23 protein-coding genes are annotated in these 22,588 nt (G+C 59.1%); 14 read left to right on the forward strand and 9 right to left on the reverse strand.

Annotation, left to right across the window (positions count from 1 at the left end; translation table 11 throughout):
• Positions 1-24: 24 nt before the first annotated feature.
• The 4 genes from ACR0AL_RS01700 (at position 25) to ACR0AL_RS01715 (ending at position 3,662) form a co-directional block, all read left to right on the forward strand.
• Positions 25-1,188, forward strand: coding sequence for a M20 aminoacylase family protein (locus ACR0AL_RS01700; RefSeq protein WP_170348952.1), 1,164 nt, complete (start codon positions 25-27; stop codon positions 1,186-1,188).
• 12 nt (positions 1,189-1,200) lie between these two features.
• Positions 1,201-2,169, forward strand: a complete 969-nt coding sequence (gene speB, locus ACR0AL_RS01705; RefSeq protein ID WP_170348951.1) for an agmatinase — start codon at positions 1,201-1,203, stop codon at positions 2,167-2,169.
• A 77-nt stretch (positions 2,170-2,246) separates the two neighbouring features.
• The gene (gene speB / locus ACR0AL_RS01710; RefSeq protein WP_170348950.1) at positions 2,247-3,194 is read left to right on the forward strand and encodes an agmatinase; all 948 of its coding nucleotides are present in this window, start codon (positions 2,247-2,249) and stop codon (positions 3,192-3,194) included.
• Positions 3,195-3,302: 108 nt separating this feature from the next.
• Complete coding sequence (locus tag ACR0AL_RS01715) at positions 3,303-3,662, forward strand: DUF1499 domain-containing protein (RefSeq protein WP_480662533.1); 360 nt, start codon at positions 3,303-3,305, stop codon at positions 3,660-3,662.
• Here ACR0AL_RS01715 and ACR0AL_RS01720 read toward each other — a convergent pair.
• On the reverse strand, positions 3,588-3,890 hold the full coding sequence (locus tag ACR0AL_RS01720; RefSeq protein WP_170348948.1) for a hypothetical protein: 303 nt from the start codon (positions 3,888-3,890) through the stop codon (positions 3,588-3,590). The two genes, ACR0AL_RS01715 and ACR0AL_RS01720, sit on opposite strands and share 75 nt — an antisense overlap.
• Positions 3,891-3,952: 62 nt before the next feature.
• Here ACR0AL_RS01720 and prfA point away from each other — a divergent pair, with 62 nt between their 5' ends.
• The 3 genes from prfA to ACR0AL_RS01735 all read left to right on the forward strand — a co-directional run bounded on the left by prfA (position 3,953) and on the right by ACR0AL_RS01735 (position 6,681).
• Positions 3,953-5,008 carry a peptide chain release factor 1 gene (prfA, locus tag ACR0AL_RS01725; protein ID WP_170348947.1) on the forward strand — a complete coding sequence of 352 codons (1,056 nt, stop codon included), beginning with the start codon at positions 3,953-3,955 and terminating at the stop codon, positions 5,006-5,008.
• Positions 5,005-5,847, forward strand: a complete 843-nt coding sequence (prmC, locus tag ACR0AL_RS01730; protein ID WP_170348946.1) for a peptide chain release factor N(5)-glutamine methyltransferase — start codon at positions 5,005-5,007, stop codon at positions 5,845-5,847. The genes prfA and prmC overlap by 4 nt, the downstream gene beginning before the upstream one ends.
• A 243-nt stretch (positions 5,848-6,090) precedes the next feature.
• A complete protein-coding gene (locus ACR0AL_RS01735; protein WP_170348945.1) occupies positions 6,091-6,681 on the forward strand; it encodes a DUF4167 domain-containing protein in 591 nt (196 codons plus the stop codon).
• Positions 6,682-6,737: 56 nt separating this feature from the next.
• On the opposite strand, the gene rsmA is transcribed toward ACR0AL_RS01735, so the two are convergent.
• From rsmA to lptG, 5 genes are all read right to left on the reverse strand, one after another.
• Positions 6,738-7,580, reverse strand: coding sequence for a 16S rRNA (adenine(1518)-N(6)/adenine(1519)-N(6))-dimethyltransferase RsmA (gene rsmA / locus ACR0AL_RS01740; protein WP_480661736.1), 843 nt, complete (start codon positions 7,578-7,580; stop codon positions 6,738-6,740).
• Between the two features lie 73 nt (positions 7,581-7,653).
• On the reverse strand, positions 7,654-8,619 hold the full coding sequence (pdxA, locus tag ACR0AL_RS01745) for a 4-hydroxythreonine-4-phosphate dehydrogenase PdxA (RefSeq protein WP_480661738.1): 966 nt from the start codon (positions 8,617-8,619) through the stop codon (positions 7,654-7,656).
• The gene (locus ACR0AL_RS01750) at positions 8,616-9,869 is read right to left on the reverse strand and encodes a peptidylprolyl isomerase (protein ID WP_170358812.1); all 1,254 of its coding nucleotides are present in this window, start codon (positions 9,867-9,869) and stop codon (positions 8,616-8,618) included. The genes pdxA and ACR0AL_RS01750 overlap by 4 nt, the downstream gene beginning before the upstream one ends.
• Positions 9,860-12,022, reverse strand: coding sequence for an LPS-assembly protein LptD (locus ACR0AL_RS01755; RefSeq protein WP_170348941.1), 2,163 nt, complete (start codon positions 12,020-12,022; stop codon positions 9,860-9,862). Before ACR0AL_RS01755 ends, ACR0AL_RS01750 begins: the two co-directional genes overlap by 10 nt.
• Positions 12,022-13,122: an LPS export ABC transporter permease LptG gene (lptG, locus tag ACR0AL_RS01760; protein ID WP_170348940.1), complete on the reverse strand. Its 1,101-nt coding sequence runs from the start codon at positions 13,120-13,122 to the stop codon at positions 12,022-12,024. Before lptG ends, ACR0AL_RS01755 begins: the two co-directional genes overlap by 1 nt.
• 240 nt (positions 13,123-13,362) lie before the next feature.
• Between lptG and ACR0AL_RS01765 the strand changes: the two genes are divergently transcribed.
• Genes ACR0AL_RS01765 through ACR0AL_RS01775 form a run of 3 tightly spaced genes read left to right on the forward strand, consistent with a single transcriptional unit; the run spans position 13,363 to position 16,374 of the window.
• The gene (locus ACR0AL_RS01765; protein ID WP_480661741.1) at positions 13,363-14,829 is read left to right on the forward strand and encodes a leucyl aminopeptidase; all 1,467 of its coding nucleotides are present in this window, start codon (positions 13,363-13,365) and stop codon (positions 14,827-14,829) included.
• A gap of 4 nt (positions 14,830-14,833) precedes the next feature.
• Positions 14,834-15,292 (forward strand): DNA polymerase III subunit chi, encoded by a 459-nt coding sequence (locus ACR0AL_RS01770; protein WP_480661743.1) that lies wholly within the window; start codon positions 14,834-14,836, stop codon positions 15,290-15,292.
• Positions 15,293-15,327: 35 nt separating this feature from the next.
• Complete coding sequence (locus ACR0AL_RS01775; RefSeq protein WP_480661745.1) at positions 15,328-16,374, forward strand: aldo/keto reductase; 1,047 nt, start codon at positions 15,328-15,330, stop codon at positions 16,372-16,374.
• Positions 16,375-16,440: 66 nt separating this feature from the next.
• Here ACR0AL_RS01775 and ACR0AL_RS01780 read toward each other — a convergent pair whose 3' ends face one another.
• A complete protein-coding gene (locus ACR0AL_RS01780; protein WP_170348936.1) occupies positions 16,441-17,427 on the reverse strand; it encodes a GlxA family transcriptional regulator in 987 nt (328 codons plus the stop codon).
• 131 nt (positions 17,428-17,558) lie between these two features.
• On the opposite strand from ACR0AL_RS01780, the gene bcoG reads away from it, so the two are divergent.
• From bcoG to ACR0AL_RS01800, 4 genes are read left to right on the forward strand one after another with little or no spacing between them, the layout of a single operon-like run.
• Positions 17,559-18,473: a 3-dehydrocarnitine:acetyl-CoA trimethylamine transferase BcoG gene (gene bcoG / locus ACR0AL_RS01785; protein WP_480661747.1), complete on the forward strand. Its 915-nt coding sequence runs from the start codon at positions 17,559-17,561 to the stop codon at positions 18,471-18,473.
• An 8-nt stretch (positions 18,474-18,481) separates the two neighbouring features.
• Positions 18,482-19,039, forward strand: a complete 558-nt coding sequence (locus ACR0AL_RS01790) for a hypothetical protein (RefSeq protein WP_480661749.1) — start codon at positions 18,482-18,484, stop codon at positions 19,037-19,039.
• A complete protein-coding gene (locus ACR0AL_RS01795; protein ID WP_480661751.1) occupies positions 19,036-20,502 on the forward strand; it encodes a carnitine 3-dehydrogenase in 1,467 nt (488 codons plus the stop codon). The genes ACR0AL_RS01790 and ACR0AL_RS01795 overlap by 4 nt, the downstream gene beginning before the upstream one ends.
• Entirely contained in the window at positions 20,499-21,257 is a 759-nt protein-coding gene (locus ACR0AL_RS01800; RefSeq protein ID WP_170533049.1) for an SDR family oxidoreductase, read from the forward strand. The genes ACR0AL_RS01795 and ACR0AL_RS01800 overlap by 4 nt, the downstream gene beginning before the upstream one ends.
• Positions 21,258-21,349: 92 nt before the next feature.
• On the opposite strand, the gene ACR0AL_RS01805 is transcribed toward ACR0AL_RS01800, so the two are convergent.
• The gene (locus tag ACR0AL_RS01805; protein WP_170348931.1) at positions 21,350-21,532 is read right to left on the reverse strand and encodes a hypothetical protein; all 183 of its coding nucleotides are present in this window, start codon (positions 21,530-21,532) and stop codon (positions 21,350-21,352) included.
• A gap of 82 nt (positions 21,533-21,614) precedes the next feature.
• On the reverse strand, positions 21,615-22,481 hold the full coding sequence (locus tag ACR0AL_RS01810; protein WP_170533052.1) for a helix-turn-helix domain-containing protein: 867 nt from the start codon (positions 22,479-22,481) through the stop codon (positions 21,615-21,617).
• Positions 22,482-22,588 lie beyond the last annotated feature (107 nt).

The following is a 22,588-nucleotide window of genomic DNA, read 5'->3' on the forward strand; positions in this document are numbered from 1 at the left end:
GTCAGGATCAGGAGTCCACCCCAGATGCCCGTCGTCAACCGAATTGCCGATTTCTCTGCCGATATGGCCGCATGGCGCCGGCACCTGCATTCGATCCCTGAATTAGAGTTCGAATGTCACGAAACATCTGCTTTCGTCGCCGACCGACTGCGCGAGTTCGGTGTGGATGAGCTGCATGAGGGCATTGCCAAGACGGGCATAGTGGCAATCATCAATGGGCAGGGTGAGGGGCCGACCATCGGCTTGCGCGCCGATATGGACGCCTTGCCGATCCCTGAGGAGACGGGCGTATCTTACGCGTCCAAAAACCCCGGCAAGATGCACGCCTGCGGGCATGACGGGCACACCACGATGCTGCTGGGTGCGGCCCGCTATCTGGCCGAGACGCGAAATTTCCGCGGTCGCGTGGCGCTGATCTTTCAACCCGCCGAAGAAGAGGGTGGCGGGGCCGGTGTCATGGTCGAAGAGGGGATCATGGACCGGTTCAACATCTCTCAGGTCTACGCGCTGCACAACGCGCCCGGATTTGTCGAAGGGTCTTTTTATACCACGCCGGGGCCGATCATGGCGGCTGTGGACACGTTCGAGGTTCATATTCAGGGCGTCGGAGGCCACGGCGCCATGCCGCATGAAACACGCGATCCGGTGATGGCGGCCTGTGGTATCGCGCAAGCGATACAGACTATTGTCAGCCGCAACCACTATGCGCTGGATGATCTGGTGGTCTCGGTCACGCAAATCCACACGGGAACGGTGAACAATGTGATCCCTGATACGGCCTTCATCAACGGTACAGTCCGGACGTTTGACCCTGCTGTTCAGAAGATGGTGATAGAGCGGATGGAACAGATCGTGCAGGGACAGGCGACCTCGTATGGGGTCACGGCGCGGCTGGACTATGAAAAGAACTATCCCGCCACGATAAACGACGCCGAAAAGGCTGGTTTCGCAGCCGATGTCGCGCGCGACATCTCGGGCGCTGACCAGGTAACCGCCAACGCAGGGCGTGAGATGGGGGCCGAGGATTTTTCCTATATGTTACAGGCACGTCCCGGTGCCTATCTGTTCCTGGGGCAGGGTGAGGGCGCAGGGCTGCACCACCCCAAATACAACTTCAATGACGAGATCGCGCCGGTTGGCGCCTCGTTCTTTGCACGGATTGTCGAAAAGGCGCAGCCTTTGGGCTGATGGGGGGAAGACATGGCACTGGAAGACGCAAAAAATCAGGTGGATGAGGCATTCACCAATCCGGACCTCAAAGGGTTATCGTTCGAAAACACGTTCGGCGGCGCGACGTCATTCCTGCGGCGGCTCTATACCAAAGAGCTGAAGGGCGTAGATATTGCCGTGACCGGCGTGCCGTTCGATCAGGCCGTGACCAACCGCCCTGGTACCCGTCTTGGCCCCCGCGCAATTCGCGAGGCCAGCGCGCTGCAATCTCCGGATGCGCCTTACGGCTGGCCCTTCGACGCGCTCAGCGAATTGGCAATCGTGGATTACGGAGATATGGCCTATGACTACGCCAATATCCCTGCCTTTCCCGATACGTTGACGGATCATATCCGTACTATTCTGGCGGCCGACGTGGCCTCGGTTTCGTTGGGCGGAGATCACTATATCAGCTTTCCGATTCTAAAAGCCTATGCAGAGAAGTACGGGCCAATGTCGCTGCTGCAATTCGATGCGCACACGGACACATGGGCCGATGACGACATGTCCCGCGTCGATCACGGGACGATGTTTTACAAGGCGGTGAAATCGGGGATCGTGGACCCTAAACGCTCGGTCCAGGTGGGTATTCGCACTACGAATGAGGACACGCTGGGCGTCAACATCATAGACGCGCGCGAGGTGTATGAATCTGGTCCTGCCGCCGTGGCGCAAAAGATCAAAGGTATTCTGGGCGACAGCCCCGTTTACCTGAGCTTTGACATCGACGGTCTGGACCCGGCCTTCGCCCCCGGCACCGGCACGCCCGTCTGGGGTGGGCTGACTTCGATACAAACGCAGATCATCCTGCGCGACATTGCCGGCATCAACATCAAAGGGGGGGACGTGGTCGAGGTCTCTCCGCCTTTTGATACGTCCGGTGCCACGGCGATTGCGGGCGCGCATGTGGCGACGCAGATCATTTGTCTGCTGGGGTGGAATAAGCTGGTCTCGGATTAATTCAACAGGCTTAACCATTGGTTAGACATCTTTCCGATATCTGGTTAACCAAAAGGCCGGACGGGAGAATGACGGGAATGACAGAATATAACCAACCCATCAGCGGCAATGATCTGGCGCGGTTTTCGGGACCGAACACGTTTATGCGCCTGCCGCAGGTGGATTCGCTTGCCGGGTTGGACGTGGCGGTGCTGGGCATCCCGATGGATATTGGCACCTCTTGGCGGTCGGGGACGCGGTTCGGACCCAAGCAGATCCGCAGCGAAAGTGCGATGATCCGGCCCTATAATATGGCCACGTTTGCGGCCCCGTTCGACAGCCTTCAAATCGCGGATATCGGCGATCTTGCGATCAATACATTCTCGTTGGCCGACAGTCTGAAAATCATCAAGGAAAGCTATGATGCCATCCTGGCACAGGGTGTGACGCCAGTGGCAATGGGGGGCGATCACTCGATCACCCTGCCGATCCTGCGGTCAATCGCTGCCAAACACGGGCCGGTGGCACTGGTCCATGTCGATGCCCATGCAGACGTGAATGATGAGATGTTTGGTGAAAGAGAAACGCATGGCACGGTTTTCCGCCGCGCCTACGAAGAGGGGCTGATCGTCCCTGATAAAACCTTTCAGATCGGCATTCGCGGCTCGGGCTACGCAGCATCGGATTTTACCGAGGCTAAGGGCTGGGGCTTTCGCCAATTCCCTGCTTGGGAGCTGTGGCAGCAAAATCTGACCGTGACAGGTGCCCAGATTCGCAAAGAGATCGGCGAGCATCCGGTTTACATCTCGTACGATATCGACAGCCTGGACCCTTCTATCGCCCCAGGCACCGGCACACCCGAGATTGCAGGGCTGACCACGCCACAGGCTTTACAGCTGATCCACGCGCTGGCGGGTATGAATGTGGTGGGCTGTGATCTGGTCGAGGTTTCCCCTCCGTATGACGCTACCGGCAACACCGCACTGACAGCGGCGAACCTGCTGTTCGAGATGTTGTGCATTCTACCTGGCGTGACGTCACGATAGCGGCAGTGGCGCCTTGCCACGACCAGCGATCCGAATATTGTTTTGCAAAGCGATGGGATCGGGATGAAAAGAATGTTTTTTTGGGGATTGGTTGCCTGCTTGATCGCCATGGCTGCCATTCGCTCAGCCCCATCAGACCCCAATCGTTGGCACGTCGCTCCTGTCGGAGACACGGATCGCGATATGCCGGGCGGCGTGTTTAGGGTGATCGAAAGTGACCCCGACCGTTTTGCGCGTCTGCATGAAATCGTGACAGATACTCCCCGAACCTATGTGCTGGCGGGATCCGTGCGAGAGGAGATGGTCACTTACATAACGCGCAGTAAAGTATTTGGCTTCCCAGATTACACCACGATTCAGCAGGATGGAGACACTCTACGCGTCTACGGTCGGTTAAGATTCGGTCGGCGAGATTTCGGGGTAAACCGAAACAGAGTCGATGGCTGGCTGGCTGCTTTGCAGCCCTGAGGACAAACACCCCTCTTGCACTTCGCGCCACATGGGGACGTTCAGGGACATTTGGCACTGGGCGGTGAACATGCGGCCGTCGACTTGTAGGCAGATCATCTCACCCAACTCGATGCGCGTTCCGGATTTGTCGGTGCAATAGCAGTCCTGTACCTTGCCTCCGGGACCGACGACATCGGCCATGGCCGGGGCTGCGCACAACAAAATAACAAGTGCCAAACGTGTCATAGCGTCAGCTTAGCACAGGGACGGCTCTTGACCAAAGCGCCGGATTAAGAGACACCGCGCGGATGATCCCCGAAGAACGCCTTGAACAGATAACTCAGCGATTCCAGTATCTCGAAGCAGCCATGGCAGATGGCGCCTCGGGCGGGGATATTGCGGCCTTGGCCAAGGAGTATTCTGATCTGAAGCCGGTCGTGGATCAAATCATGGCGTGGCGTCAGCTGGTCGCCGATCTGGCCGAGGCTGAAACGATGCTGGCCGATCCCGACATGAAAGAGCTGGCCGAGGAAGAAATCCCCGAGCTTCAGGCCCGTATCCCGCAGGCCGAACAAGCCCTGCAACTGGCGTTGTTGCCGCGGGACAAGGCCGATGCGCGTCCAGCGATGTTGGAAATCCGCCCTGGAACGGGCGGGGATGAGGCTGCGTTGTTCGCGGGCGATCTGCTGCGCATGTATCAACGCTATGCCGAAGCGCGCGGCTGGCAGTTTGAGATCATTGAAGAGCAAGCCTCGGACCTTGGCGGTATTAAAGAGGTAGTGGCCCACATCAAGGGCGACAATGTCTTTGCCCGCATGAAATACGAATCCGGTGTACACCGCGTTCAGCGAGTACCCGAAACCGAAAGCGGTGGGCGGATTCATACCTCGGCAGCCACAGTGGCGGTTCTGCCCGAGGCCGAGGATGTGGACATTCAGATCGACGCCAATGACATTCGCATCGACACGATGCGCAGTTCGGGCGCGGGCGGGCAGCACGTTAACACGACGGATTCGGCTGTGCGGGTCACACACCTGCCCAGCGGTCTGGTGGTGACGAGTTCCGAGAAGTCTCAGCACCGCAACCGTGAAATAGCGATGCAGGTCCTGAAAACGCGCCTGTATGATCTTGAACGCCAACGGATCGACAGCGAACGATCCGCTGATCGCGCCAGTCAGGTAGGCTCGGGCGACCGGTCCGAGCGGATCAGGACGTATAATTTTCCGCAGGGGCGGATGACGGATCACCGCATTAACCTGACACTCTATAAGCTGGATCAGGTGATGCAGGGCGATCTGGATGAGGTGATCGACGCGCTGACCGCTGACGATCAGGCCCGTCTGCTGGCCGAGATGGCACAATGATCGCTGCGTTGACTGCCGCCCAGGCCATGGTTGCCGCCACCGCCCGCTTACGCGCTGCTGGAGTCGATGATCCGGCACGTGATGCGCGGGTTTTGCTGGCCCATGCCGCACGGATAGAGGCCAGCCGAGTCACGTTGATTGCGCCCGAGGAACTGTCACCCGAGATTGCCGAACGGTACGATCACCTGATCTCGCTGCGGGCTATCCGTGTGCCGGTGTCGCACTTGCTGGGAGAGCGCGAGTTTTATGGTCGCAGGTTCCGTGTCAGCCGAGATGTGCTGGACCCGCGCCCTGAAACCGAGACACTGGTCGAGGCGGCGTTAAGCGAACCGTTCGATCATGTTCTGGACTTGGGCACAGGCTCTGGCTGTATCTTGATTACTCTGCTGGCCGAGCGCACCAGTGCTTCGGGTATCGGTGCGGATCTAAGCGAATCCGCCTGTCTGCAAGCCAGCGCCAATGCGGTGCAGCATCAGGTGCAGGACAGGGTCGAGATTTTACGCTCGGATTGGTTTGAAAATATCGAAGGGTTGTTTGACCTGATTGTTGCAAACCCGCCCTATATTTCGCTGGAGGAGATGCAGGACCTGTCCCCCGAGGTGCGTGAACATGAACCGCGTATGGCACTGACGGACGAAGGGGACGGGCTGGGCGCATACCGCCATATTGCCGCCTCGGCCCCGGATTTTCTGATGCCCGGCGGGCGGATTCTGGTTGAAATCGGACCGACACAGGGTAAGGCCGTTGCAGCCCTTTTCCATGCGGCTGGACTAGTTGATGCAGGGGTTATCCCCGATCTGGACGGTCGAGATCGTGTTGTTGTCGCCAGAATGCCGTAAAATTGGCGCATGATGAGGCTGAAATGCGCCGATCAATGTAAAAAAGCTGCGAATTTTTGGACAAACCTCTTGTCTGTAGGCGCTGGACATGCTTACTCAGAGTTAGTCGGAGAGGTTGACGCTGTTTCAGCGGGCCCCTGACGCCAAGCCCAAAAAAGTCGACATCGCGTGACGGCTAATGCCATTGAGCAGTGCAGGACGCGACTTGATCGGCACCGAATGACAAGGCTGACGTAAAGTACGATGAGATCTTCTAAATCCCGCTCGCGGGCCAAGAATAACCGCAATCGCCCCTCTGGCGGCAACGTTGTTAACCGGGTTTTCGATAGTTCAGGCCCCGAAGGCAAGGTGCGCGGCACGCCCCAGCAGATCATTGACAAATACAACCAGCTGGCGCGCGACGCCCAGCTAGGTAACGACCGTGTGGCAGCTGAGAACTTTCAGCAGCACGCCGAGCATTATCTGCGTCTGCTCAGCGAAGCGCAGCGCGAAATCGAAGCGCGCCGCGAAGAGCAAGAGCGCCAGAATCGCGAACGTCAGGCCGAGCGTGACCGGGAACGTGCCGAACGACAGGAGCGCGAAGCGGCCCGTCAGGCCGATCCGGCCGAGGCACCGCAACCCGACGTGATGGATTTCGGAGCCGAAGCTTCCGCCCCCGAATCCGGTCTGGTCGAGACCCCGGAAAGCAAAGATGCCGCCCCGGTGGTCGATGCGCCCGAGAAATCGGAGAAGAAAGAAAAACCTGCACGCCGCCCGCGTGCGCGCAAGCCCAAGGCTGCACCGGTTGAGGATGCCCCCAAAACGGATGGGGATGCGCCAGAAGCGGCGGAATAAATAAAGACTCCGAAATTGCGAAAGCCCTGGGATGGTCCGGGGCTTTTTCTTTGCTTTCAGCCTTTTTTGACTTCGCGCGCTAAAGCACAAAACGCCTCAAGCGGGACCTGTTCGGCCCGTTCGGTGGGCTGGATACTAGCTGCGAGCAACCTGTCTTCGATATCCGATGCAACACCTTTTAACGATGCGCGCAGCATTTTCCGGCGCTGGTTAAAGGCAGCCGCGACGACGCGTGACAGGGTGGCAGCATCGGCCGGGTAACGCGGCTCGGGCAGGGCGGTCAGATGAACAACGGCGCTTGAGACTTTGGGGGGTGGGGTAAACGCGCCGGGCGGCAATGACATGGCGATCCGCGCCTCGGCCCGCCATTGGGCGAGGATGGCGAGGCGGCCATAGGCCTTGCTGCCAGGTTGGGCGACGATACGCTCGGCCACCTCACGCTGGAACATCAGGGTCAGGCTCTGCCAGAAGGGCGGCCACTCCGGCGGGGTAAGCCAGCGAACTAGCAACTCGGTGCCGACATTGTAGGGCAGATTGGCTGCGATGCGAATCGGTGGAGTCAGGTGCGCCAGCGGGTCGATTTCAAGCGCATCGCCGTTGATCACGTCAAGCCGACCGGGGTAGGCGGCTGCGATATCGTTCAGAGCCGCGATGCAGCGTGTGTCTTTTTCCACCGCCACGACCTTGCGTGCGCCCTCTGACAACAACCCACGGGTCAGGCCTCCGGGGCCGGGGCCAATTTCCAATACGTCGCATTCCGTAAGATCTCCGGCCTGACGGGCGATCTTGGCCGTCAGGTTCAGGTCCAGCAAAAAATTCTGCCCCAGCGACTTGCGGGCCGAAAGCTGGTGGGTCGCGATGACTTCGCGTAGTGGAGGGAGATTGTCGATTGCACTCATGATCCGGTTGCCGTGACGCGGGGTGCGCCGATGAATTTGCCTTTGGTTGGGGTATTTTCAGCCAACAGAAGGGTCAAGCGCTTTGTGCCATGCGTTGGGCCAGCTTCAGTGCTTCGATCAGGCTGGTGGGTGTGGCGATGCCTTGGCCTGCGATATCCAGTGCGGTGCCGTGATCGGGTGAGGTGCGGATAAAGGGAAGGCCAAGTGTCACGTTGACCCCGCGATCGAAATCCAGCGTTTTGATCGGGATCAGTGCCTGATCGTGATACATCGCAATCGCTGCGTCGTAACGGGCGCGCGCAGCGGCGTGGAACATCGTATCGGCAGGGTGTGGCCCGGTAACGGTATAGCTGTCGTCAGGGAGGTCGGCGATCAGGGGCGCGATCCAGTCCAACTCTTCATGGCCCATCTTCCCGCCTTCACCAGCATGGGGGTTAAGACCCGCGATGGCAATACGAGGATGCGCGATACCAAATTGATTGCGCAGTCCTTGGACGGTGATTGCGATGGTGTCGCGCAGCAGGTCCGGAGTCAGAGCCGAAGGCACCTGGGACAGCGCGATATGGATGGTTGCGGGCACCACGCGCAATTGCGCGCTGGCCAGCATCATGACCACCCGGTCCCGATCGGCGAGGGCGGCGAGAAATTCGGTATGGCCGGGATAAGCGAAGCTGGCGCCGTCGATCAGGGCTTTCTTGTGGATCGGCGCGGTACAAAGCGCCGAGGCCGCACCGGATTGCACCAGCGAAACACCGCGCTCAATAGCGGCGATGACTGAGGGCGCGTTGGCCGGATCGGGTTGGCCGGGGACATTGGGTGCAGGAAAGTCCAGTTGCAGAACCGGCAGTGCCGAGGCGCTGATTTTAACAGATTCGGACGGGTCAGTTATGCGAACAACCGGCGTTCCCGACGGCAAGTGGGTCGCGTCACCGATATAGAAAAACGGGCATGTGTCGCGAAGGTCCGACCACGCTTTGGCTGCGATTTCCGGGCCTATTCCGGCCGGGTCACCACAGCTGAGCGCGATCGGGAATGTCATTGCTCGACGATGTTTGCTTCGGCGCGCAGCTGCGCCACAAGGCTGTTAGCAAAAGCCTCGAGACGTTGTTGCGTCAGCGCGTTGGCAACGTCCACTCGCGAAGTCTCTTCGCCCAGATCACGGGTGCGGGTGCAGAGCATCAGGAACATCAGGGTCTGGCCATTGTTGCGGGTCAGCGTGGTGGACACCTCATTCAGGTCAAGCTTGGCAAGCTCCAGCGCCACGTCACGCGGAATCTCACCGGGGCTGGCCTGAATCCGTTGCAATACTTCTGGTGGTTGGTCCTTGGCGATGCCGTAGAGGTCATCGCAGGTGTCAATTTCTTCTCTGAGTTTGGCCGCCCGTGCCAGGGTTTCAGCACTACGGCCACCGGCCATATTATAGATCGCGTAGTCTATCTCGGAATAGTTGGTCGCGCTGGTCGCGACCTCACGCAGTCCGCGCATCTGGAACAGCGCAATGGCGTTGGGCAACGAAAGCGGCTGTGTGATCTCTCCGTCCTTCAAACCCAGGATCACCGGTTGCAGTGCTGGCGGCAGGCTGGTGAGGCTCAGCCAGTCAAGTCGTCCACCATTATCGCGGGTGGCTGCCGCTGAGTATTGTGTGGCTGCGGCGGAAAACGAGTCAAACCCCTGCAGTTGGGCAATCTCTTGGGCAAGCAGATCAGCCTGGGCAATGGTTTGCTGGTTCACTGGGATAATGATTTCGGACAGCAGCACCTGCAGGCCACCGCTGTCAGTTTGACCCAGGGCGCGGTTGATCTCGTCCTCGGACGGGCGAGCCTGTGACAGGAAACGCGCACTGACATAGTCGCGCCAAGCAACCTGATCGGCCACGAAATCCCGAACGGTTTCGCGATCAACACCCTGATCGGCGAGCAGTTGCAGGAACCGGTCAGTCGACAATTGCCCACGCGCGGCAAATTCGTCGATGCCGACCTGAATGTCTTCGGGGGCTGCCTGGATTCCGGCCTCGCGCATAATCTGGCGACGCAGCCTTTCGTCGATCAGCGCATCACGGACTTCGGCGTCGGACGCACCGGGGGCACCCAGTGCGGTCAGGAATTGTTGCCGTTGTGACAGCTCGTACCAGGTGATGATGTCCTGATTGACTTTGATCGCCGGGGAAAACAGGCTTTGGGCACCAGCTTGTGGCGACGTCAAAGCCAGCGCAGCCCCGATCAGCATTGGGGCGACCGGTTTAAGCCAACCGGAGCGGAGGAAACTGGTGAAACCTGAAATCAACTGCATCTTCTCTTGTACTGTTGGCCGCCACTGTTAACGGAGTACCCCGTCAAGGCTACGGTAAAGCCGAATTCTGTCGAAGGCTCAATACTTGATGATGAAGTAAAGCGCCTACTGACATTCATGTTAACCTGTACGCATTCATTCTGATACGTCACCCCCAACCCATAGCGGATCGGTTCGGATTCGCTTAGGTCATAGCGCGCCAGGGCCCGTGTGTTCCAGTTCTGATCCACCCGGTAACGTCCGGTCAACCGAACTTCGGAAATCTCGTCGTCGATACCTTCAGCCGGGTCCGGCTCTTGCCAGCCATAGCTTCCGGTGAAGCCGACCCGCGGCTGTTGCCAGCCGACCCGCAGTTCGGCTTTGGAAAAGCTGAAATCTCCGTTCAACAAGCCACGGCCGGCCAGACGCCAGCCGTTATTGGTTTGAATCTGACCTGCCAGCAGCAAGTCTGAGGTTGTCCCCTGCAAGCCCGAGGTCAGGTTGAAACTGGGGTCAGCATCTGCACGGTACACCTGACCAATCGTGGCAAGGGCCCTCCAACCGCCAGCTGCATAGCGAGACCAGTTCAGGCCCACAACGCCGGTCACGCCGTCTTCGCGCCGGTCGGGGGCTGGAAAGCGGGACAGGGACAGCAAGTTACCCTGATCGAATTCCTGAAACGTACTTTCGTCATTTGGCACGTCATCGTCCGAGACATGGGTCCATCCAATCTGGGCAATCGGTTCCAATATCTGGGTCGCCCCTGATGACTCGCGCTTGCGCATTGGATAGCGCAGCGTCAATGCCGCACGTGGCGTGGTGCGCGTTACGTTGTCAGGGAAATCGCTGTCGTGACGAATGTTGAACGCATCGACCGACGCGCCAGCTCGCACCTCAGCCCTAAGGCCCGACGCAAAAGTCCAGTCGCGCAGCCATTCGGCATCAAAGGTGGCACGAGCAACGTCACGCCCGACGATATCCTCGTCACTGGTGCGCTCATGCGCGTGGGTGACAAAGCCTAGCCGAACCTCGCCCCCTACTGAGGTAGGGAAAAGACGCTTTTCATAATACAGATCGAAGATCCGTGACGGGATTTCGTCCTGTTCCTCGCTATCGCGCAGGGTTTTATAGTGGGTGAAACTGGTACGGAACGCCGTGTCGCGTTTGATCCGTTCCAGCGCAACTTCGCTACGCAGCCGATCCAGATCTGGCAGGCCATAATCGGCCAGATAAGCATCGTCTGACGTTGTTCTGATGTTGAAAAGGAACCGATAACCGTCGTTCAGGTTGAACCAGCCATTGGCAAACAAGTATCCGCGATCTTCACCCGGCTGCAGATCATCGCGGGTATAGGCGCCCTCAAGCTGGATGCGCCCCCTTTTAAAGGCCTGTCGATAGCGAAACCCAAGTGTATTGGTCTTGGACGAGACATAGGGCGTCAGTGTCAGATCCTTGTGGTCACCCAACTTGATGAAATACGGCACCTGGACGCCAGTGCCCAACTGCGAGGTGGTTCGGATCGACGGTACCAAGAACCCGGTGGCCCGCTCGAGCGTCGGGTCCGGCAGTCGCAGATAGGGGAAATAGAACACTGGCACATCCAGCACCCGAAGCTGCGCCCCTTCAAAATAGAGTTGCCGTTCCAGTTGATCATGCGTGACCTTGCGGGCGCGGATCTGCCAGATCGGCGGTTTGCCATTCGCGCAGACATGGCACGAGGTGGCCGAAACCTTGCTGAACTGCGTATACCTGCCCGCCGCGCGCGTGGCCTGAACCGAAGCAATCTGCACCTGCTGGTCGAACACCATCCGCGCGCCGATCAGCAGGCCATTCTGAATACCGTCATCCAGTTCGGCCGAGTCCGCCAGGATTGTCGTATCACCGGCCTGATCGATACGGATTGGCCCCTCAAGTGTCAGCGCGCCGGTATCGCGGTCATAGGTGATGCGGTCAGCGGTGATTTTGATGTCACCCTGAAAAGCTTCGACATTGCCTTCAGCCACCAGCACGCGTTCGGGTGTGATGAAGATTTCGTCAGCCACCAGCAGGGCGGGCTGGTCCTCTTGCTGGGTATCCTGCGCCGGGCCAGGGGCTGATTGGGTCTGGGCGGCGGCACCTGTTGGCATTGCCAGAGCCACAGCGCCGGACAGCAAAAGACTTGATATGAGCCGCATCAGCCGTCCTCCGCATGGAGAAGAAGGCCAAGGGAAAGAAGAATGGCTGCAAAGGGCGGAGCCCAGGCTGCGACGAAGATTGGCAATTGACCGTTTTCTCCGAGTATTTGGGCAAAGTTGCGAACGAAGTAGATTGAGAATCCCAAAAGCACTGCGGACAGAACCGCGATACCGGTGCCACCAAAACGGACATGGCGCATGGTAAAGGCCGCGCCGATCATCACCATGGCCACCAGAAAGAGCGGCCGCGCAAGTTGAACCTGCAACCAGACCTCATATTGCTTGGTGGAAAATCCGGCTTCGCGGAGATCACGGATAAGCTGTGGCAAGTCGTAGACGGATACGGAATCCTGCTGGCCCAGTGTGTCCAGAATGCGCTGGCGCGTCAGCGTGGTGGGAATTTCGATGCGCTGATGTGTTTGAGCCGTCGCCTCGGGGTTCATATCATCCGCCAGAGACCAGATCTTGGCATTGTGCAATATCCAAGACCCGTTCGACAGCTGTGCCCGATTGGCATTGATTTGCTGTGTTGGTTTACCATCCGGCGAAAATGTAACGATCGTTACGCCGGTTAGTTCCAACGCATCCGCATTTGTGGTGCCTCGCGCGTGGATGACCGATTGCCCATTTTCCGAACCCTGCCGCAACCAAAGCCCCTCGCTGGTGATCGACAGCGCCGAGTTGCCTTTGTCTTTGTAGGCATCAGACAGGCGTCGGTACTCCTCGGACGTGGCGGCGGTGATCGGGTTCAGCAAGGCCACCGCGAGGGTCCCAATGATCAATGCCAACGTGACCGGAGCCAGCAGCGCCCGGATACCGGACCGCCCGATGGCGCGTGTCACCACCAGTTCGGAATTGCGCGCCAAGCCGATGAACAATGCAATGGTGGCAAGGATAACCAGCAAGGGCAACATCTCGCTGATCGCTGCGGGTGAGTTCAGCAAGGTCAGGTGCAGCAGCGTGCCAAAGGACAGCCCCTCTGAGTTGAACCGACGGGCTTGTTCGACCAGATCGATTAGAATCAGCAACGTTAGAAAAATGCCGCCAATGACCAGAAAGCTCTGCATGAACCGGCGGGCGAAATAGCGGTCGAGGATCACGATTGTGCCTCCGCCTTGATCCGGCAGCAGGTGAAATCGGCACCGAAAAGGCCAGAATCACCTTCGCCTGCGCGGATGCGCAACGGCATATGCCTGCCCTGTCTCGCCAATTCGTTCTCCCCCGATCCTGCCGGAATTTTTCCGCGACTGTAATGCAATTGGCACGCGGGGAAAACTGCTATCTGGTCAAGCCGCGCGGTGCGGGCTAGGTCTTGGGGAACAGTTTTTGAGGAGTTCGCAATGAGCAGTCTTGTCCCGATCCGGTTTCAGCCCTTTGATACCGATGCAATGGCGCAAGCCGAAGGCCGGGTGGCGGTAATCATCCCATCGGACGGCAAGATGAGCCCCGCGGTGCGCCGAGCCAACCGTCTGACCCGTGGTGCGGTGGCGCGTCTGGTGGAAAGTCCCCGGTTTGAAAAGGCAAAGACGGGCGATGTGATCTCGATGGCCTGGCCTGGTGGAATGGCGGCCGAGGCGCTGGATATCGTGATCCTGCCCCGCCGTCCTGATCCGGCCGAGGCCCGCAAGGCGGGCGCGGCGCTGGCCAAGCTGGCAGGGGGCAAGGACGTGCTGGTGATGGCAGGCAATCAGGTCCGGACCGAAGATCTGACGATGGGCATCGTGCTGCGCACCTATGATTTCGACGCGCACAAGACCAAAGAGGCGGAAGAGGTTGGCACCGTCACCATCAGTCACCAGAAACCCGACGAGGTCGAAGCCGCCTTTGCCCCACAATACGCCGTGGCCGATGGGGTGCGGATGACCCGTGATCTGACCAACGAGCCTGCAAACGTCCTGACCACCACTGAATTCGCCGACCGTTTGGCCGAGATGGCGGAGCTGGGCCTTGAGGTTGAGGTTCTGGAAGAGGACAAACTGGCCGAGTTGGGTATGCGTACGCTGCTGAGCGTCGGGCAGGGTTCGGTCAGCCCCTCGAAGGTTGTGGTGATGCAGTGGAACGGCGGTGACAAGGACGACGCGCCACTGGCTCTGGTGGGTAAGGGTGTCGTGTTCGACACCGGTGGTATCTCGCTGAAACCCGCAGGCGGCATGGAAGACATGACCATGGATATGGGCGGTGCGGGCGTTGTCGCAGGCACCATGCGTGCGTTGGCCAAGCGCAAGGCCAAGGCCAACGTGGTCGGTCTGGTCGGACTGGTCGAAAACATGCCGTCCGGCAATGCCAGCCGTCCGGGCGATGTGGTCAAGTCGATGAAGGGCGACACGGTTGAGATCATCAACACCGACGCCGAAGGGCGTTTGGTTCTTTGCGATGTGATGTGGTACACGCAAGAGCGGTTCCAACCGGTGGGCATGATCGATCTGGCCACGCTGACCGGCGCGGTGATCATTGGTCTGGGCCACGAGAATGCCGGTGTATTTTCCAACAATGACACGTTCTGCGATGCCTTCCTGAAATCGGCCAAGGCCGAGGATGAAGGCGCGTGGCGCCTGCCGCTGGGCGAGGGGTATGACAAACAGTTGAAGTCGCGCATTGCTGATATGAAAAATGTCGGCGGTCGCCCGGCAGGCTCGATCACAGCGGCGCAATTCCTGCAGCGTTTTGTGAAAGAAGAAACGCCTTGGATTCACCTCGATATTGCGGGCGTGGCCTCGGTGTCGTCGGAAACATCCTATGCGCCCAAAGGGGCAACCGGCTGGGGCGTTCGCGCGCTCAGCCGTTTGGTGCAGGATAACTTCGAGTAATCGTATGGGGGCCGTCTATTTCTACCACCTGACCCGTCAGCCCTTGGAACACACCTTGCCGGTGCTGCTGGACAAGGCGCGGCAGGCTGGGTGGAAGATTGCCGTGCGGGGCACAGATCCGGCACGGATGGACTGGCTGGATGAAAAGCTGTGGCTGGGGCCCGATGACGGGTTCCTGCCACATGGGCGCGAAGGTGGCCCGCATGACGCGGCGCAGCCTGTTTTGCTGACGACCGGGCCAGAGGCAGCCAATGAACCGACCTGTGTCATGGCCGTGGACGGCGCGCCGGTAAACGCCGATGAGGTGGCTTCGCTGGAGCGTGTCTGCATCCTGTTCGATGGCAATGATGATATGGCTGTCCAGCAGGCGCGCGGCCAGTGGAAAGCACTAACTAGCGCGGGTTGTTCGGCGCAATACTGGTCCGAGGAATCGGGCCGGTGGGAGAAGAAGGCCGAGGCGTAAGGGGCTGAACTTAAAAGCTTTCCGGAGACTGACAGATGGAAACAAGACCATTAGGCCGCACGGGAATTTCGGTGACAGACTTATGTCTGGGTACGATGACCTTTGGCACACAGACGTCCGAGGCGGATGGTCACAAGCAGTTGGATATGGCGCTGGCAGCCGGGATCAATTTCGTTGATACGGCGGAGATGTATCCGGTGAACCCGATCGCAAGGGAAACCGTCGGTCGGACCGAAGAGATTCTGGGCAGCTGGAACGCTGCCAACCCGTCCCGTCGTGCAGATTACGTACTGGCAACCAAACACTCGGGGGCAGGGTTCGCCCACGCCCGCGATGGTGCGCAGATTTCGGGAAAGACGATCCCCGAAGCGATCGAAGGCTCACTGCGGCGACTGCACACGGATTGCATTGATCTCTATCAGTTTCACTGGCCGAACCGGGGCAGTTACATGTTCCGCCAGAACTGGAATTATTCACCCTCGGGACACAACACCAACGAAGTATTGGACAACATGCAGGATTGCCTTGAGGCCCTGCAAGTACAGGTCGACAAGGGCAATATCCGCGCCTTTGGCCTGTCCAACGAAAGCGCTTGGGGTACGGCGCAATGGCTGCGGATTGCCGAGCAGATGGGCGCGCCGCGTGTGGCCTCGGTTCAGAATGAGTATTCGATTCTATGCCGGCACTTCGATACTGATATGGCGGAACTCAGTGTGCATGAAGATGTGGGCTTGATGGCCTTTTCTCCCTTGGGGGCGGGATTTCTGACCGGCAAGTATCAGGGTGATGCGGTACCCGTCGGATCACGTATGTCGCTGGTGCCCGAGATGGGCGGGCGCACCGGTCCACGCGTGTTTGGTGCCGTGGCGGCTTATCTGGAGATTGCTGAGCGGCATGGGTTGGACCCGGTGCATATGGCACTGGCCTGGTGTCAGACGCGGCCGTTCATGATGTCCGCTATTTTCGGCGCGACCTCGGTGGCACAGCTGGAGCATATCCTGGCCGGTAAGGACTTGCGGCTGTCCGATGAGGTCGTGGCAGAAATCGGTCAGGCGCACCGCGCGCATCCTATGCCGTTCTAGTGGATCTGCCTCCGCTGCACGAGGTACGCCTCCCCGAGATTCTATTAGCCAGCTGAAGCGGATTCCTCAGTGATGGGTGGGCTGGATGCGTTCCTGCCGCAGGTCACGGGCCGAGAGGCCGTGTGCGGTACGGAAAGCACGTGCAAAGCTGGATTGTGAGGCGAACCCCGTAGCCAGGGCCACATCCATCAGCGGCATGTCGGTGTCGGTAACCAGGCGGCGGGCCTCGGCCAAGCGTAATTGCAGATAGTGGTCTTGCGGCGTTGTGTTCAGGCGCAGGCGAAATTGCTGCTGTAGGGTGCGGGGGCTGGTGCCGAGGGTTTCGGCGATGTCCGCCAGTGGCAGCGGCTCGTCCAGCGAAGATTCCATCAAGGTGTTCGCCTTGGCCGTCAGCGCCGTATGGCGGTGTGGGGCACCGGTCCGGCTTTGCGGTTTTGTGGGCTCGGGCGCACCGTCGTACAGGAACAGACCCGAGACGCGGGCAGCAAAACCGGCGCCGTGGCGGGCAGCGATAATGTGCAGCATCATTTCGACCGCTGGGATAGCGCCACCTGAGGTCAGGCGATTGCCGGATACGGTGAAACGATCGGGGCGAACGTCAACATCGGGGAATCGGGTGGCGAAATTGTCCAAGTCTTCCCAGTGAGTTGTGGCTGCGTGCCCATCCAGCAGGCCAGCCTCGGCCAACAGCCAGGGGCCTCCGTCGATGCCCGCCATGGTGGCACCAGTGCCGGCAATACGGCGCAGTCCGGCCAGCAGACTGGGTGTGGCGTGTCGGGCCAGTTGGAACCCCGCGACAACGATCATCAGATCGCAGCTTTGCAACCGTGCCAGCGGAACACCCGGTACGTTCAGTGCGCTGGTCAACATTGCAGGCTCTGTCGTGGCGGTCACGTAGTCCCAGTCGAAAGCAGGGCGATCTGCCAGACGGTTGGCAGCCCGCATCGGATCAACGGCCGAGGCGAAGCTGAGCGTGTTGCATTCGTCCAGAACCAGCACAGCCGTTTTCAGGGCGCGATGTTCGGGTTGGAGTATGTTTTTTGCGGATTTCATCAAGTTCGATTCGCATTCTGGCAAGTGTTTCCACAAGGCTGCGTCAGAGTCGGGGTGAACGCAAATCGGAATCCGTGGAGAAGCCTGGGGAAAACTCACGGCAAAACCGGGTATAACTTGGGGAAAACACAATGCCTCTGGAAATGAACCGCGAAGTCTTCATCACTTGCGCCGTTACCGGCTCGGGAGGGACACAGGATCGCAGCCCACATGTGCCGCGCTCACCCAAGCAAATCGCCGACAGTGCGATTGCCGCAGCCAAGGCCGGGGCGGCGGTGGTGCATTGCCATGTACGTGACCCTGAAACCGGTGTACCCAGCCGCCGTCTGGACTTGTATCGCGAAGTCACGGACCGCATTCGCGAGGCTGAGGTTGACGTCGTTCTGAACCTGACCGCCGGGATGGGTGGGGACATGGTGTTTGGCCCAACCGAATCTCCGCTGCCGCTGCGCGAGGATGGGACTGATATGATCGGTGCAGCCGCGCGGGTCGAACATGTTGCGGAATGCCTGCCGGAGATCTGCACGCTGGACTGCGGCACCATGAACTTTGCCGAAGCCGATTACGTCATGACCAACACGCCGGGCATGCTGCAGGCGATGGGTCGGATGATGACACATTTGGGCGTGAAGCCCGAGATCGAAGCCTTTGACACCGGCCATCTGTGGTACGCCAAGCAGCTGGTGAAGGACGGTGTTCTGGACAGCCCGGCTTTGGTGCAACTTTGCATGGGCGTGCCGTGGGGCGCGCCGGATGACATGAACACCTTCATGGCGATGGTCAACAACGTGCCGGATGACTGGACGTTCAGCGCGTTTGCTCTGGGCCGCAATCAGATGGCTTATGCCGCGGCGGCTGTATTGGCGGGCGGCAACGTGCGCGTCGGGCTTGAGGATAACCTGTGGCTGGACAAGGGCGTGCTGGCCGAGAATTGGCAACTGGTCGAACGCGCCGGAACCATTATCGAGAACATGGGCGCGCGGGTGATCGGTGCGCAGGAAGTGCGTGACAAGTTGGGGCTAGTGAAGCGGGCGCCAAAGGGCTAAGTGCAAATATGTACCGCTGGGTTCCTTCGCACGCCGTCGCTTGTTTGTTCGCTAGCTTGCTTGCATCGTGCAGTTCGGTGGGCAATGACGGTTTACGAGGGCATCAATCGACATTTAAACCGGTCGAAACGGTGAATTGGTCGATCTTTGATAAGCCGTATTTCGAAGTCGCCGCGATCGGGCGCAAAAGCAAAGGTGCGCAACGGTATATGGTTAGGTTGTTGGACCAGCCAATCCCTAGCTATCAATTGCAAGATCCGGATAGAACTGACTGCTCGGGATACACCTCCGGAGCGGACGGTTGTTATGAAAACCACCTGAGCGTGCCGACCCGGCGATCCGGGACTGCATTCGAGTACGACATCACTTCAGCAAGCCCGGCGAAGACACACATCATGTACGTGAGTGCGGGAGCAGAACTGGTTGTATTGGCGCGCGAGGACGGTGTGTTTGCCATCGTACTGAGCAGGCACAGGTCAATCACTCAAGAAAAACAGGCGATGGCGCAAGACAATTTGAGTGAAAATGGGTTTGACCCTCAAGAACTGAAAGTAGTTAAGCAATGACAAAAACAGCAGCGATCATTGGCGGCGGCGTCATCGGCGGCGGATGGGCCGCAAGATTTCTACTGAACGGCTGGAACGTCCGGGTATTCGACCCGGACCCCGAGGCTGAGCGTAAGATTGGTGAGGTTCTGGATAATGCGCGCCGCTCCTTGCCGGGGCTGAGCGATGTGCCATTGCCGTCCGAGGGGTCTCTGACGTTCTACAAAGATATAGCGGGGGCCGTGCAGGGTGCCGCCTGGATACAGGAAAGCGTGCCCGAACGGCTGGACCTGAAACTGAAGGTCTACAAGGGGTTGCAGGAGGTTTGTGATCCAGATGCGATCATAGGCTCCTCGACCAGCGGATTTAAACCCTCCGAATTGCAGGAGGGCGCGTTGAGGCCCGAGCAGATCGTGGTGACGCACCCGTTCAATCCGGTCTATCTGCTGCCGTTGATTGAGCTGGTCCCAACCGGCAAAAACTCGGCCGAGATGGTTGCCAAGGCGCAAGAACTGCTGAAGTCCGTCGGGTTTTTCCCGCTGTACATCAAGAAAGAAGTCGACGCGCATATCGCTGACCGATTTCTTGAAGCCGTTTGGCGCGAGGCATTGTGGTTAGTCAAAGACGGCATCGCCACGACCGAAGAGATCGACGAGGCCATCCGCATGGGCTTTGGCATTCGCTGGGCGCAGATGGGCTTGTTTGAAACCTATCGCGTGGCCGGAGGTGAGGCCGGGATGCGGCACTTCATGGCTCAGTTCGGGCCAGCGTTGAAATGGCCGTGGACCAAGTTGATGGACGTGCCGGACTTTACTGATGAACTGGTCGACCTGATCGCGGATCAGTCGGACGCGCAGTCGGGTATGCACTCGATCCGCGAGCTGGAGCGGATCCGCGACAATAATCTTGTGGGCATGATGCGCGCGCTCAAAGCGCAGAACTATGGCGCAGGGGCGGTGCTGAACCAGCATGACGCGCTGTTGAAACCCGGCGCGTTGCCAACGCTGGAACAGGCGGACCTGAGCCAGCCGATCCTGACACTGGCCCGCGCGGTGCCGTTGGACTGGACCGATTACAACGGCCACATGAATGAGGCGCGGTATCTGGAAGCCTTCGCCGCCGCGACCGACCGGTTCATGGAGATCATCGGCTGCGACGCGGATTACATCACCTCGGGCGGCAGCTATTTCACCGCTGAAAACCACATCCGGTATGTCGACGAAGCACACGCAGGCGCCAAGATCGAAGTGCGCACGCAGATGCTGTTGGGGCAGGGCAAGAAACTGCACGTGTTCCACAGCATGTATGAGGGCGACAAGCTGCTGGCCACGGGCGAAAGCTTCCTGCTGCATGTCAGCCTTGAATCTCGTCGCCCCAGCGCACCGTCGCCGGAAATCGAGGCCTCCATGACGCGGATCGCCGAGGCGCAGGCAGGGTTGCCCTACCCCGAAGGCGCGGGCGCCGCGATCCGGAAACCCGCATGACCCGGCAGGTTCTGATTACAGCTGGCGCCTCGGGCGTTGGCCGTGCCATGGCCGAAGCATTTGATGATGCAGGCTATGGTGTTTGGATCACGGATATTGACGAGGCTGCTTTGAATACGGTGCCGGATCACTGGGAGGCTCGTCGCGCCGATGCCGCAAGTGAGTCCGATATGAGTGCCGTTTTTCAGGATATCGCAGCCGAAGGTGGATTGGATGCGCTGTGCGCCAATGCAGGCACGGCAGGACCGACAAACGCGATCGAGGATATCGGGTTGGCAGATTGGCGGACCTGCGTTTCGGTCAACCTCGAGGGCGCTTTTCTGGCCGTGAAACATGCAGCCCCTTTGATGAAGACCGCGCAGGCGGGCAGCATCACCCTGACGTCGTCAACTGCTGGTCAATACGGGTACCCGTACCGCGCGCCATATGCAGCGGCGAAATGGGCGGTGATCGGTTTGATGAAAACCCTTGCGATGGAACTTGGCCCCCACGGTATTCGCGCCAATGCAATTTGTCCTGGAGCGGTTGAAGGCCCACGGATGGAGGGTGTGCTGGCGCGTGAAGCGGCCGCAAAAGGTATGACCCGCGATCAGGTCTATGCTGGGTATGCTTCGGGTACCTCGATGGGACGCTTTGTTGAAGGTCACGATATCGCAAACATGGCCGTGTTCCTCGCCTCGGATGCGGCGCGGCTTGTTTCGGGGCAGGTTATTGCCGTGGATGGGCACACGGTGAATCCAGATCCGAAAATCTAACTCGGTTTAGAAAACACACAGAACCCCAATGCCCTGGCGCAATAAGGGCATTGGTGATCGGCTTGGGGCAGGGCTTTTTCGAAACGCTGAAGCTAGCCCTGATTTGGCCCGCGAATTTGGCGGATGGTCTGGCGGACAGCTTGCCAGTCTAGCGCTTCCTGTCTATTTCCGGCGGCTTCACATTCGCGCATCTTTTGTGCGGCTTCCGCCTCGGCCCGGTCGCCGTGAACAGTATATAAGGCCCGTGCGTATTGAGCGGTCTGTAGTGCGTCCATTCCTGTCGTCCTCCGTCTGTGATCGGAATACCCGAAGGTTCGCGCCGAACGACGATAGCACAAGACAGGCTTAGGTGCATCCTTAGTGGTCGGAAATTTGCGTGCGCAGCCGTTTAAGGTGTTCTGTGAAGTCGCGCGCAGTCAGGTCAGCCTCGCGAACCAGTCGGTCGAAATGGCGGGTGAAGGTTTCGATCCGATCACGGTCCCGAAAGGCCATATAGTGGCTGCCGGCGTAGAAAACACACAGCAAAGGGCCGAAGATCGTGACCGGAGCGGAATAAAGCCGTTTTGCGTCAAACAGATAGATTCTAAGACGCGGGTAGAGCTGTTGGCAAATCTCCAGCAGATGGTCGATCTGTTCCAACCGGATTTTGGGACAAAGACCGTCGTAATAGCCCCGCGCATGGACGAAACTATCGATTTCATACAGCGGCATGGCGATTTCATAGTCGGATTGCGCGCTGCGCATCCACATCAGCCGGTCAGCTGAGGCACCGATGGCCTGATCCGCCGTCCGCCCCAGATGCGGGGCATATTCCCACTCCAGCACCGCGCGGGTCTTTAACATGTCGGGCAAAGTCGCTGGAACATAACGGATTTTGTACCCTGCGGCTTCTTGATGCCACTCAAAGATGCGCTCATCCACCAGCGCACGTGGTGCTTCGGTCATTGTCAGCGAGCTGGCCAACAATTCCGCTGCGCTTTCGGGTCGGTCGGACAGGCTCAGAAGCCAATCCGCCGAAACCCCCAGCGCCGAGGCGCAACTGCCTACCACATGTGCATTTGGCAAGCGCGCGCCTTCACCCGTCAAAAGCTGCGATACGGTCGAACGGTCCACCGCAATCTGACGCGCCAGCGCACTTTGACTGACGTGTCGCTCCTCCATCGCCCGTGCTAGGCGAGTACGGAACTGTGCCGCGCGGTCTCTTTTGTCGATTTTTTCCTGCATATGTTTAAAAATATCACAGTTGATGAGTTTTGTTAATCATATTCAGAATTTTCAACGGATGCCGTGACCCGTAATTTTGAAGACACAACAATAATATGGGTGACGGA

The organism is Ruegeria sp. BB1 (genome assembly GCF_056539465.1).